The 12,417-nt window shown below is 65.7% G+C and carries 10 protein-coding genes; 7 read left to right on the top strand and 3 right to left on the bottom strand.

Translation table 11 applies throughout. From position 1 onward, the window contains the following. Positions 1–55 precede the first annotated feature (55 nt). The 3 genes from KW832_RS00730 to KW832_RS00720 are packed head-to-tail and all read right to left on the bottom strand — an operon-like array spanning position 56 to position 3,329. The gene (locus KW832_RS00730; protein WP_218298975.1) at positions 56–676 is read right to left on the bottom strand and encodes a response regulator transcription factor; all 621 of its coding nucleotides are present in this window, start codon (positions 674–676) and stop codon (positions 56–58) included. A gap of 56 nt (positions 677–732) precedes the next feature. Next, positions 733–1,563: a general secretion pathway protein GspB gene (locus KW832_RS00725; protein ID WP_218298976.1), complete on the bottom strand. Its 831-nt coding sequence runs from the start codon at positions 1,561–1,563 to the stop codon at positions 733–735. A gap of 2 nt (positions 1,564–1,565) precedes the next feature. After that, positions 1,566–3,329, bottom strand: a complete 1,764-nt coding sequence (locus tag KW832_RS00720; RefSeq protein ID WP_218298977.1) for an ExeA family protein — start codon at positions 3,327–3,329, stop codon at positions 1,566–1,568. Positions 3,330–3,572: 243 nt separating this feature from the next. On the opposite strand from KW832_RS00720, the gene KW832_RS00715 reads away from it, so the two are divergent. The 7 genes from KW832_RS00715 (at position 3,573) to KW832_RS00685 (ending at position 12,284) form a co-directional block, all read left to right on the top strand. Beyond that, positions 3,573–5,519, top strand: coding sequence for a long-chain fatty acid--CoA ligase (locus KW832_RS00715; RefSeq protein WP_121422121.1), 1,947 nt, complete (start codon positions 3,573–3,575; stop codon positions 5,517–5,519). A 38-nt stretch (positions 5,520–5,557) separates the two neighbouring features. Then, on the top strand, positions 5,558–6,343 hold the full coding sequence (locus KW832_RS00710) for an ABC transporter ATP-binding protein (RefSeq protein ID WP_055400027.1): 786 nt from the start codon (positions 5,558–5,560) through the stop codon (positions 6,341–6,343). A gap of 15 nt (positions 6,344–6,358) precedes the next feature. After that, positions 6,359–7,288: a branched-chain amino acid ABC transporter permease gene (locus tag KW832_RS00705; protein ID WP_055400015.1), complete on the top strand. Its 930-nt coding sequence runs from the start codon at positions 6,359–6,361 to the stop codon at positions 7,286–7,288. Between the two features lie 28 nt (positions 7,289–7,316). After that, positions 7,317–8,393, top strand: a complete 1,077-nt coding sequence (locus KW832_RS00700; RefSeq protein ID WP_055400013.1) for a branched-chain amino acid ABC transporter permease — start codon at positions 7,317–7,319, stop codon at positions 8,391–8,393. Positions 8,394–8,445: 52 nt separating this feature from the next. Continuing rightward, positions 8,446–9,774, top strand: a complete 1,329-nt coding sequence (locus tag KW832_RS00695; RefSeq protein WP_055400011.1) for an ABC transporter substrate-binding protein — start codon at positions 8,446–8,448, stop codon at positions 9,772–9,774. A gap of 224 nt (positions 9,775–9,998) precedes the next feature. Next, positions 9,999–10,811: an ABC transporter ATP-binding protein gene (locus KW832_RS00690; protein ID WP_055400025.1), complete on the top strand. Its 813-nt coding sequence runs from the start codon at positions 9,999–10,001 to the stop codon at positions 10,809–10,811. Positions 10,812–11,036: 225 nt separating this feature from the next. Then, entirely contained in the window at positions 11,037–12,284 is a 1,248-nt protein-coding gene (locus KW832_RS00685) for a phenylacetate--CoA ligase family protein (RefSeq protein WP_218298978.1), read from the top strand. Positions 12,285–12,417: the final 133 nt, after the last annotated feature.

Genomic DNA, 12,417 nt, shown 5'->3' with positions numbered 1-12,417 from the left:
CGCCCATCGGCAACGCCGGAGCCCAGCCCCCAGGCCGGCACGCAACAGGAGCGCTTTACTCCCGTGGCAGCAGCCCCCGGCGCCTGGCCACCAGGACCGCCTGAGCGCGGTTGCTGACCTCCAGACTGCGAAAGATGGAGCCTGTGTGTGCCTTCACCGTGGCCTCGGTCATGCCCAGTTGGCGCGCAATGACCTTGTTGGAATGGCCATGCGCCAAACAGTGCAGCACCTGCGCCTGCCGTGGAGTCAGAGGCGTGGCGGGCGCTGGAGTGGGCGTGGAGGCCAGCAGCATCGGCGGCAGGTAAACCCCACCGGCCAGCACCAGACGCAGCGCCCCCAGCATGACATCAGGCCGCTCACGCTTGGGGATGAAGCCCATGGCCCCCGCATCCAGCACACGCCGGACCATGCTCGCGTCTTCGCAGGCGGACAGCACAACCACCGGCATGGTGGGCGCCAGCGCAAGCAGCCGCTCTATTCCGCCCTCGCGCTCACGCCCCGGCATGTCCAGATCCACCAAGGCAAGCGCTGCATCGGCGTGCTCCTCCAACAGGGCTGCCGCTGCGGCATAGTCCCCGGCGGCCAGCATCACCGCGTGCGGGTCCAGTTCATGCAGCAGGTACTGCAGGCCCTCCCGGAACAGCGTGTGGTCGTCGGCAAGGATGATCTTCATCATGAAAACAGGGGCGTAAAGCAGATTTGGCGAGCCGGAAAAACTCGAGGGTTGCAAGCCTACTGCGCCGCCACCCCATACCGGTAGCCCTTGAACGACCAGACAGTACGCCCAGGCTCGATCTTTTCCAGCACCAGGCCGGGTGCCGCCTGGTCGCCTTCGTGCAGCACCTGTCCGTTGACGATGGCCATGCGGTAGGCCGGATTGTTCGAATGGGTGGCGCCCGTCACCTTGAGCGCAGGCAACTGCGTGCGCAAGGCCTCGGGCAGGTCTCCCTGCGCAAACACGGGGCTGGCGGGCGGTGGTGCCACTCCGGCGTCTGGTGACGGCCGTGGCGCAGGCGCTGAGGGGGCCTGGGGGGCGGGCGCAGCTGCCGGGCTGCGCGGGCGCGCGGGCTGCTCGGCTGCGGGGGCGCGGGCCGCCGCAGGAGCCGCCACCACCACGGAGGCCACGGGCCGCTCACGTTCACGCGGGGGTGGCTGAGGTGCTGCGCTGCGTTTGTCTGCCGGGCGCTTGTCGGCGCTGCGGGGCTCAAGCGGTGCCATCGGTGCGGGTGCGGGTGCCGGGGCAGGCTCCGGCGCGGGCACAGGGGGCGGCGGCGGGGTTGGCGCTGCCACGGGGGGCGCCACGGCAGCGGGCGTTGGCACAGCCGGGGCCGCTGCCACCACCACAGCCGGGGCCTGGGGCCGCAGGGCCCACCAGGTGCCGCCGGCCGCCAGCGCAGCGGCTCCGACCACGCCCGCTGCGACAAACCACAGGTTGATCGGCCCGGCCTGACCCGGCATGGAGGAAGCGCCAGAAGTGGGCGCAGCCTGCGTGTGCAGGCCCGGCACGGCGCCCCGGCCGCGTTCGGCATCGGCACGCCGCAGGGCATCAAGGATGTAGGACATGGTTAAGGCGTGTTCCGCAGACGTGGCTCGTTCACGCCGGTGGCGCGGTTGAGCAGCATGAGGGTCAGGGGGCCGGCGCGGCCGTCGGGCGTCACGCCCTGGGCCAGCTGGAACCGGTGGATGCGCGACTGGCGCTGAGCGGGTGTCACCGGCTTGCTGCCGGGGCCCGAGCCACCGGCGGCCTTGCTCGCCAGCCGTTGGTCCAGCCAGGCCGCGCCCGCCGGTGAATCGGTGATCTCGCCCCGGTCGGGCATGCCCACCGGGGCGCGCCACAGCGTGGCAATCTCGCCGCGCCAGACCTGGGCCAGTTCGGCCACGGGCACGCGCAAGCTGCGGCCGCCGCCTTCGAGCGTGGCGTTGTCGCCATCCAGTCCACGCAGCAAGACCGAGACAGGGGCCTCGGCCTCTTCCGACGGGTACAGCGCAAGCAGGACGGGCCGGTCGATCTGGCGCACCAGGTTCAGGCCCGCACGGCGGTTGCGGTAGCAGCGCAAGCCCTCGCGCGGCAGGGTAGTGCAGGCATCGGCGCCCGCAGGCAAAGCCGCCCCCCAGGCCGAGGCCAGCGCCTGCCAGGCCGGCGCATCGGTGGCAGGCTGGGCCTGCATAAATTGGTCCAGCGCAGAAGACGGTGCCGCCGATGACGCCGGTACAGCGGGCGCGGCAGCAACCGGGGCGGAGGCAGCCGCAGCGGATGCGGGCAGCACTGCCGCAGGCGCCGCAGCCGCCGGGGGTTTCGCGCCCAAGCTGGACGCCGCACCCTGCGCCACGGCGGCACCAGGGCCTGTGGTGGCCACCTGCGGGCCGCCACGGTGCGCAGGCCACACCCCCATGCCCCAGCCCGCAGCCGCCACCGCTGCAGCACCCGCCACGGCACCCAGGCCCGCCAGAGCCCAGCGTGGCAGTCCCGCCTGCCGGGCGCTGCGCGCTGCAGCGGCCGAGGCCGGCGCATCGAAGACCTCGCGCGCGGCGCGGTTGACGATGGCCCGGTTCACCTGCCGCGCGCCAGCCGCATAGGCACCGAGCAGCGCCCGGTCGCACAGCAGGTTGATGCGCCGGGGCACGCCGTGCGAGAGCGCATGCACACGCCGCAGGGCACCCCGGTCAAACGGCAGCGGCCCGGTGAGCCCGGCCACGGCCAGGCGGTGTGCGATGTACTGCTGTGTCTCCTGCGGGCTCAGTGCGCCCAGGTGAAAACGCGCAATCACGCGCTGGGCCAATTGCTCCATCGACGGCTTGGCCACCATGGCGCGCAGTTCGGGCTGGCCGATGAGGATGATCTGCAGCAGCTTGCGCTCGCTGGTCTCCAGGTTGGTCAAAAGCCGCAGCTGCTCCAGCACGTCGGCCGAGAGGTTCTGTGCCTCGTCGATGATGAGCACGGTGTTGCGCCCGGCGGCGTGCGCCGCCAGCAGCGAGGCGTTGAGCGGGTCGATGTAATCCTTGACCGTTTCCACACCGCCCGGCACGGTGGGCTTGTGCGGCACCCCGAACTCGTCGCAGATGGAACGCAGCAGCTCACGCACCGTGAGCTTGGGATTGAAGATGTAGGCCACGTTGCAGTGCGACGGGATCTGCTCCAGAAAGCAGCGGCACACGGTGGTCTTGCCCGCCCCCACCTCGCCCGTGAGCAGCACGAAGCCCCCCCCTGCATCCAGTCCATAGAGCAGGTGGGCCAGCGCCTCGCGGTGCCGCTCGCTCATGAACAGGTAGCGGGGGTCGGGGGCGATGGAGAACGGCGGGTGCTGAAGGCCGAAGAACGGGGCGTACATAGCCCGTGAGGATACCGCCCCCCTGTGAAGCGTTCCGCGATACCCCGTCCGCCACCCTCGCCAATCGGCCATTCGCCGTGCGTCAGGGTTTTACCCGAGGAGTAGTTTCCCGTAAATTGTCGTCGGCAAGACAAGATGACGTCAAAGTCAGTCCTAGCATCCATCCCATACACAGATACGCAGCCACAAGGCCGCGCTCCCGGCAGTCACCGGACGGACACCTCTTACTTTCAGGAACCTGCAATGTTGACCACGTTCCCGCAATTGCTGCTCAAGCATGCCGCCGAGCGCCCCACGGCCCCGGCCCTGCGCGAAAAAGAATATGGCATCTGGCAAACCCACAGCTGGGCTGACCTGGTGCGGCTGGTGGAGCAGGTGGCCGCCGGCCTGCACCTGGCCGGGCTGCAGCGCCATGAACACATGGTGGTGATCGGCGCCAACCGCCCCCGCCTCTACGCCACCATGCTGGCCGCGCAGTCACTGGGCGCGATTCCTGTTCCGCTGTACCAGGACGCCGTGGGGGCCGAATGCGTGTTCCCGCTCAACAACGCCGAAGTGCGCTTTTGCCTGGTGGAAGACCAGGAGCAGGTGGACAAGCTGCTGGAGATCCGCGAGCAGTGCCCCCAGATTTCGAACATCTACTTTGACGACCCGCGCGGCCTGCGCAACTACGAGGAACAGGGCCTGGCGTCGCTGGACTCGCTGATCGAAGCAGGCAAGGCGCACGTCGCCAAGAACCCCCAGTGGTTCCAGAGCGAGGTCGCCAAGGCCCAGCCCGACGATGTGGCGGCGATGTTCTTCACCTCGGGCACCACGGGCAACCCCAAGGGCGTGGTACACACCCACAGCACCCTGCTGGACCGCGCCAGCGCAGGTGCCGAGTTCGACAAGCTCACCAGCAGCGAAGAAGTGCTGGCCTACCTGCCCCCGGCCTGGATCGGCCAGAACATCTTCAGCTACGCCCAGTGGCTGGCCTGCGGCTACGTGGTCAACTGCCCCGAGTCGGCCAGCACGGTGACCATCGACCTGAAGGAAGTCGGCCCCACCTACTACTTTGCGCCGCCGCGCATTTTTGAAGGCCTGCTGACCAGCGTGATGATCCGCATGGAAGACGCAGGTACCATCAAGCGCGCCATGTTCCACGCCTGCATGAGCGTGGCCAAGCGGGTGGGCCCCGCCCTCATGGACGGCGAACCCGTGAGCACCCTGGACCGCATCAAGTACGCGCTGGGCAACCTGCTGGTGTACGGCCCGCTGCGCAACAACCTGGGCTTTAGCCGCGTGCGCGTGGCGTACACGGCAGGCGAGGCCATTGGCCCGGATCTGTTCACGTTCTACCGCTCCATCGGCATCAACCTCAAGCAGCTGTATGGCTCCACCGAGACCGCCGTGTTCGTCTGCCTGCAGCCCGACAACCAGGCGCGCGCCGACACGGTGGGCGTGCCGATTCGCGGTGTGGAGATCAAGGTGGCCGACAACGGCGAGATCCTCGTCAAGTCCGCCGGCCTGCTCAAGGAGTACTACAAGAACCCCAAGGCCACGGCCGAGGTGCTCACCGCCGATGGCTGGTACCACACCAGCGATGCAGGATTCCTCGACGCACACGGCCACCTCAAGATCATTGACCGCGTGAAGGACGTGGGCCGCATCAAGGGCGGCGCCAACGATGGCGCCATGTTTGCGCCCAAGTATGTGGAGAACAAGCTCAAGTTCTTCCCGCACATCAAGGAAGTGGTCGCGCTGGGCGACGGCCGCGAGAAGGTGTGCGTCATGGTCAACATCGATTTCGACGCCGTGGGCAACTGGGCAGAACGCCGCAACCTGCCCTACGCGGGCTACACCGACCTGGCACAAAAGCCCGAGGTGTACGAGCTGATCCGCGAGTGCATCGAAAAGGTCAACGCCGACCTCGCCACCGACACCATGCTGGCGGGCAGCCAGGTCAGCCGCTTCCTGGTGCTGCACAAGGAGCTGGACGCGGACGACGGCGAACTCACGCGCACCAACAAGGTCCGCCGGGGATTCATTGCCGAAAAGTACGCGGTGCTGGTGGATGCGCTGTACGCAGGCCGCACCGAGCAGTACATCGAGACCCAGGTCAAGTTCGAGGACGGCCGCACAGGCAGCGTAAGCGCCACCCTGAAGCTGTCGGACACAAAGACCTTCGCGCCCGTCAAGGCTGCAGCATGAAACCCGCTCTCTACCCGCCCGAGCAGCAACACCCCACCATGACCAAAAAGAAGATCGGCGACGTCATCCTGGACGTCAAGAACATCAGCCTGCGGTTTGGCGGCGTGAAGGCGCTGACCGACATCTCGTTCAACGTGAAAGAGCACGAGATCCGCGCCATCATCGGCCCCAACGGCGCGGGCAAAAGCTCCATGCTCAACTGCATCAACGGCGTGTACACGCCGCAGGACGGCTCGATCACCTTCCGGGGCAAGACGTTCTCGCACATGAACTCGCGCCAGGTGGCCGAGATGGGCGTGGCGCGCACATTCCAGAACCTGGCGCTGTTCAAGGGCATGAGCGTGATCGACAACATCATGACCGGCCGCAACCTCAAGATCAAAAGCAACCTGCTGATGCAGGCGCTGCGTATCGGCCCGGCCGAGCGCGAGGAGATCCGCCACCGCGAGTACGTCGAGCACATCATCGACTTCCTGGAAATCCAGGCGTTTCGCAAGACGCCCGTGGGCCAGCTGCCCTATGGCCTGCAAAAGCGCGTGGACCTGGGCCGCGCCCTGGCCATGGAGCCGCAGGTGCTGCTGCTGGACGAGCCCATGGCCGGCATGAACGTGGAAGAAAAGCAGGACATGTGCCGCTTCATCCTCGATGTGAACGACGAGTTCGGCACCACCATCGTGCTCATCGAGCACGACATGGGCGTGGTGATGGACATCAGCGACCGCGTGGTGGTGCTCGACTACGGCAAGAAGATCGGCGACGGCAGCCCCGACGAAGTGCGCAACAACGAAGACGTGATCAGTGCCTATCTGGGCACAAGCCACTGATCGGGAGAACAACTCATGGCATTCTTTTTGGAAACCCTCATCGGCGGCCTCATGGCCGGCATGCTGTATTCGCTGGTGGCGCTGGGCTTTGTGCTGATCTACAAGGCTTCGGGCGTGTTCAACTTCGCGCAGGGCGCGATGGTGCTGTTTGCAGCGCTGGCCATGGCCCGCTTTGCCGAATGGATCCCCAAGTGGACCGGCATCGACAACCCCATCGTGGCCAACCTGGCCGCCTTCGTGATTGCGGGCGCCATCATGTTCGTAGTGGCCTGGCTGATTGAAAAGCTGGTGCTGCGCCACCTGGTCAACCAGGAAGGTGCCACGCTGCTGATGGCCACATTGGGCATCACGTACTTTCTTGAAGGCCTGGGCCAGACGCTGTTTGGTAGCGACATCTACAAAATCGACGTGGGCATGCCCAAGGAGCCCATTTTTGCGTTCGACACGGTGTTCCAGGGCGGCATCCTGATCAACAAGGAAGACGTGATTGCTGCGGCCATTGCCGCCGCGCTGGTGGCCCTGCTGTCGGTGTTCTTTCAGAAAACCTCTACCGGCCGCGCACTGCGCGCCGTGGCCGACGACCACCAGGCGGCCCAATCCATCGGCATCCCTTTGAACCGCATCTGGGTGATCGTGTGGTGCGTGGCAGGTGTGGTGGCCCTGGTGGCCGGGATGATCTGGGGCAGCAAGCTCGGGGTGCAGTTCTCGCTCACCACGGTGGCCCTGCGTGCGCTGCCGGTGGTGATCCTGGGCGGCCTGACTTCGGTACCCGGCGCCATCATCGGCGGCCTGATCATCGGCGTGGGCGAGAAGCTCTCCGAGGTGTACCTGGGCCCGTTCGTGGGCGGAGGCATCGAGATCTGGTTTGCGTATGTGCTGGCGCTGGTGTTCCTCCTGTTCAGACCGCAAGGTTTGTTCGGAGAAAAGATCATCGACCGCGTGTAACCCATAACAACAAGAACAGGAGACTTCCATGCTCTACCGCGAAAACGGCCAGTTCAAGACGAGCTACCGCGCTGACCAGCAGATCTTTCCGATCGCGCAGGACCGCATTGCCATCGGCATCATCCTGGCCATTGCCTTCATCGCCGTGCCCATGCTGGCCAGCGACTACATCTTCCGTGCCATCCTGATCCCCTTCGTCATCATGGCACTGGCGGCCCTGGGGGTGAACATTCTGGTGGGCTACTGCGGACAGATCTCGCTGGGCTCGGGCGCCTTCATGGCCGTGGGCGCCTACGGGGCCTACAACTTCTTCGTGCGTTTCCCCGGCATGCCGCTGATCCCGGCACTGATCCTGGGCGGGCTGTGCGCCACGTTCTTCGGCATCCTGTTCGGGCTGCCCAGCCTGCGCGTCAAGGGGCTGTACCTGGCCGTGGCGACGCTGGCCGCGCAGTTCTTCAGCGACTGGATGTTCCTGCGCATCAAGTGGTTCACCAACAACTCCGACTCGGGCTCGGTGTCGGTCACCAACCTGCAGGTACTGGGCATGCCGATCGAAAGCGCCACCAGCAAGTACATCTTCTGCCTGGCCATCCTGGTGGTGGTGGCCCTGCTGGCCAAGAACCTGGTGCGCGGCGCCATCGGGCGTGAGTGGATGGCCATCCGTGACATGGACGTGGCTGCGGCCGTGATCGGCATCCGCCCCATGTACGCCAAGCTCAGCGCGTTTGCGGTCAGCTCGTTCATCGTGGGCATGGCCGGCGCGCTGTGGGCCTTTGTGCACCTGGGCGCGTGGGAGCCTGCGGCCTTCTCGGTGGAAATTTCGTTCCGCCTGCTGTTCATGGTGATCATCGGCGGGCTCGGCTCGATCATGGGTGGTTTCTTTGGTGCGGCCTTCATCGTGGTGCTGCCCATCGTGCTCAACCAGTTCCTGCCGGCCTTCATGGGGATCTTTGGCATCGAGGTGTCCACCGCCGGTGTCTCGCATGCCGAGCTGATGATCTTCGGCGCTCTGATCGTGTGGTTCCTCATCGTGGAGCCCCATGGCCTGGCCAAGCTGTGGTCCACCGCCAAACAAAAACTCCGCCTCTGGCCCTTCCCCCACTGATCCCCTGCCAGTTTTCCCCGTGCTTCAACACATTCATCCAAAGGAGACATCCATGAAGCTTTCGAAACTCGTGATCGCCGCTGCGGTGGTTGCTGCCGGTGCCTCGTCCGTTGCGACGAGCGCCCTCGCACAAGCCAAGGAGCAGTTCTTCCCGCTGCTGTCCTACCGCACAGGCCCCTACGCACCCAACGGTGTGCCATGGGCCAATGGCAAGCAGGACTACATCAAGATGATCAACGCCCGCGACGGCGGCATCAACGGTGTGAAGCTGACCTTTGAAGAATGCGAAACCGGCTATGCCACCGACCGTGGCGTGGAATGCTACGAACGCCTCAAGAGCCGCCCCGGCGTATCGCTGTTCGACCCCCAGGCCACCGGCATCACCTTTGCGCTGACCGAAAAAGCACCCGTGGACAAGATCCCGCTGATGACGCTGGGCTATGGCCTGTCGGTGGCGCAGGACGGCCAGGCGTTCAAGTGGAACTTTCCGTTCATGGGCAGCTACTGGACAGGCGCCGACATCCTGATCCAGCACATCGGCAAGGCCAATGGCGGCCTGGACAAGCTCAAGGGCAAGAAGATTGCGCTGGTGTACCACGACAGCCCGTTTGGCAAGGAACCCATCCCGCTGCTGCAAGAACGCGCCAAGATGCACGGCTTTGAGCTGCAGATGCTGCCCGTGACCGCGCCCGGCGTGGAGCAGAAGGCCACCTGGCTGCAAGTGCGCCAGAGCCGCCCTGACTACGTGCTGCTGTGGGGCTGGGGCGTGATGAACTCCACCGCCCTCAAGGAAGCCCAGGCCACGGGCTACCCCCGCGACAAGATGTATGGCGTGTGGTGGGCGGGTGCCGAGCCCGATGTGCGTGACGTGGGCGAAGGCGCCAAGGGCTACAACGCGCTGGCACTGAACACCTCGGGCCAGCAGCCCAAGGTGATCCAGGACATCCTGAAGAACGTTCACGACAAGGGCCAGGGCACAGGGCCCAAGGACGAAGTGGGCTCGGTGCTGTACACGCGCGGCGTGATCATCCAGATGCTGGCCGTCGAATCGGTGCGCCGCGCACAGGAGCGTTTTGGCAAGGGCAAGGTCATGACCGGCGAACAAGTGCGCTGGGGCATGGAAAACCTGGCCCTGGACCAGAAGAAGCTCGATGCGCTGGGCTTTGGCGGCGTGATGCGTCCGCTGTCCACCAGCTGCGCTGACCACATGGGATCCACCTGGGCGCGCGTCCACACCTGGGATGGCAGCAAGTGGAACTTCTCGTCCGACTGGTACCAGGCCGATGAGCAGATCTTGAAGCCCATGGTCAAGGCCGGTGCGGACAAGTACCTGGCCGACAAGAAGATGACGCGCCGCGACGCTGCGGACTGCCAGAGCTAAGCACATCCCCCTGAGCGGCTTTGCCGCTTCCCCCTTCTCTCTTAGCGCTTCGCGCTGCGGGAAGGGGGACGCCACCAGCGCGGCGGGGCGGCCCTTGCGCGGTGGCACTGGTATTTCAGGCTGCGACCGTTTCAAGGGCCAGTGATGTAACGGCTGCTTTCTGGCAGCCGCCAATCCAAAGGGTTGTGCAACAGCTCTTTGGATTGGTACAGGAAGGCAACACCATGGACTCCAACAGCAATATCGTTCTCAACGTCAACGGCATCGAGGTCATCTACAACCACGTGATCCTGGTGCTCAAGGGCGTGTCACTGCAGGTGCCGCAGGGCTCCATCGTGGCCATTCTGGGGGGGAACGGGGCGGGTAAGACGACCACGCTGCGCGCCATCTCCAACCTGCTGCAGGGCGAGCGGGGCGAGGTCACCAAGGGTTCCATCGAGCTGCGTGGCGAGCGCATCGAAAACCTCTCGCCCGCCGACCTGGTGCAGCGTGGCGTGGTGCAGGTGATGGAGGGGCGGCACTGTTTTGCCCACCTGACGATTGAAGAGAACCTGATGACGGGCAGCTACACCCGCACCAGCAAGGCCGAGATCGCAGCCAACCTGGAGAAGGTCTACAACTACTTTCCGCGCCTCAAGACGCGCCGCACCTCGCAGGCCGCCTACACCTCGGGCGGCGAGCAGCAGATGTGCGCCATCGGCCGCGCGCTGATGGCCAACCCCAGCATGGTGCTGCTGGACGAGCCCTCGATGGGCCTGGCGCCGCAGATCGTGGAGGAGGTGTTCAACATCGTGAAGGACCTGAACACCAAAGAAAAGGTCACCTTCCTGCTGGCCGAGCAGAACACCAACATGGCACTGAAGTATTCCGACTACGGCTACATCATGGAAAGCGGCCGCGTGGTGATGGACGGCGCAGCGAGCGACCTGGCCAACAACGAGGACGTCAAGGAGTTCTACCTGGGCGTGGGCGGCGGCGAGCGCAAGAGTTTCAAGGATGTCAAAAGCTACAAGCGGCGCAAGCGCTGGCTTGCTTAGGGAGCCCCCTGAGGCGCTGACGCGCCATCCCCCTCAGGGGGACGCACCCGGTGGCCTGGCAAAGCCAGTTCCACGGGTGCGCTGGTGGGGCATCGCGGGCGGCCAGCGCAGTGCTCATTTTCGGACCTCGGACAAATTCACTCTCAATTTCATAGCTGCTTGCGCTTTATGGATGAGCGCCAGAGGCCAATTTCACTTCAAACCACCTCACAAGGAACCCCAGGCATGAGCACGTTTTATGACGCCCTGGAAACGCGCAGCCCCGCAGAGCGCGAAGCGGCGCTGATGGCTGCGCTGCCGCAGCAGATCGCCCATGCCCAGAAGGCATCGCCCGCATTTGCTGGCATCCTGGCTGGCGTGGATGCAACCACCATCACCGGCCGCACGGCCCTGGCAAAGCTGCCCGTCACGCGCAAGTACGAGTTGCTGGAGCGCCAGCAGGCAGGCCGCGCCACCAACGTGTTTGGCGGCTTCAGCGCGCTGGGTTTTGGCGCGGCCATGCCGCGTGTGTTTGCCAGCCCCGGCACCATCTACGAACCCGAAGGCACGCGGCGCGACTACTGGCGCATGGCGCGCGCCATCCACTCTGCAGGCTTTCGGCCCGGTGAGCTGATCCACAACAGCTTCAGCTACCACTTCGTGCCCGCGGGCTCGATGATGGAAACCGGCGCACACGCTCTGGGCTGCACGGTGTTTGCAGGCGGCACGGGGCAGACCGAGCAGCAGGTGCAGGCCATGGCCGAACTGCAACCTGCGGGCTACATCGGCACGCCCAGCTTTCTCAAGATCATTGTCGAAAAAGCCGCCGAGATGGGTGTAACGCTGCCCACGGTGACCAAGGCGCTGGTGTCGGGCGAGGCCTTTCCGCCCTCCCTGCGCGAGTGGTTTGCCGAGCGCGGCATCGCGGGCTACCAGTGCTACGCCACGGCCGACCTGGGGCTGATTGCCTACGAAACCTCGGCCCGCGAAGGCCTGGTGCTCGATGAAGGCGTGATCGTCGAGATCGTGCGCCCCGGCACCGGCGACCCGGTGCCCGAGGGCGAGGTGGGCGAGCTGGTGGTGACCACGCTCAACCCCGACTACCCGCTGATCCGCTTTGGCACGGGCGATCTGTCGGCCGTGCTGCCAGGGCAGTGCCCCACGGGCCGCACCAACACCCGCATCAAGGGCTGGATGGGCCGGGCCGACCAGACCACCAAGGTCCGCGGCATGTTCGTGCACCCCGGCCAGGTGGCCACGATTGCACAGCGTTTTCCGCAGGTGCTGCGCGCACGCCTGGTGGTCAGCGGCGAGATGGCCAACGACCAGATGGTGCTGCAGGTGGAAACCGTGGAGACCGCCGAGGGCCTGGCACACCAGCTCTCGGACGCTATCCGCGAAGTGACCAAGCTGCGGGGCGACGTGCAGATGGTGGCCCCTGGCACGCTGCCCAACGATGGCAAGGTGATTGAGGACGCGCGGAGCTATAAGTAGCCTCCGCCATGGCGCCCTGCGGCGCCTAGCCGCAGCTGCCAGGGGCTGCAGCTCCTCTATCCCCAACGGAAACGCCGCCCGTGGCCTGGCAAAGCGTTCCACGGTGGCGCTGGCATCGGGTCGTGCCTGTCTC

This window comes from Acidovorax sp. sif0632, from assembly GCF_019218805.1.
Taxonomy (GTDB): Bacteria; Pseudomonadota; Gammaproteobacteria; order Burkholderiales; family Burkholderiaceae_C; genus Acidovorax; species Acidovorax facilis.
The sequence above is the reverse complement of the archived record's forward strand: the minus strand, read 5'-3'. Positions and strand labels throughout refer to the sequence as shown.

Excerpts from the sequence above, each read along its gene's own strand:
- KW832_RS00730 (WP_218298975.1), bottom strand. The coding sequence starts at position 676 with ATGATGAAGATCATCCTTGCCGACGACCACACGCTGTTCCGGGAGGGC.
- KW832_RS00725 (WP_218298976.1), bottom strand. The coding sequence starts at position 1,563 with ATGTCCTACATCCTTGATGCCCTGCGGCGTGCCGATGCCGAACGCGGC.
- KW832_RS00720 (WP_218298977.1), bottom strand. The coding sequence starts at position 3,329 with ATGTACGCCCCGTTCTTCGGCCTTCAGCACCCGCCGTTCTCCATCGCC.
- KW832_RS00715 (WP_121422121.1), top strand. The coding sequence starts at position 3,573 with ATGTTGACCACGTTCCCGCAATTGCTGCTCAAGCATGCCGCCGAGCGC.
- KW832_RS00710 (WP_055400027.1), top strand. The coding sequence starts at position 5,558 with ATGACCAAAAAGAAGATCGGCGACGTCATCCTGGACGTCAAGAACATC.
- KW832_RS00705 (WP_055400015.1), top strand. The coding sequence starts at position 6,359 with ATGGCATTCTTTTTGGAAACCCTCATCGGCGGCCTCATGGCCGGCATG.
- KW832_RS00700 (WP_055400013.1), top strand. The coding sequence starts at position 7,317 with ATGCTCTACCGCGAAAACGGCCAGTTCAAGACGAGCTACCGCGCTGAC.
- KW832_RS00695 (WP_055400011.1), top strand. The coding sequence starts at position 8,446 with ATGAAGCTTTCGAAACTCGTGATCGCCGCTGCGGTGGTTGCTGCCGGT.
- KW832_RS00690 (WP_055400025.1), top strand. The coding sequence starts at position 9,999 with ATGGACTCCAACAGCAATATCGTTCTCAACGTCAACGGCATCGAGGTC.
- KW832_RS00685 (WP_218298978.1), top strand. The coding sequence starts at position 11,037 with ATGAGCACGTTTTATGACGCCCTGGAAACGCGCAGCCCCGCAGAGCGC.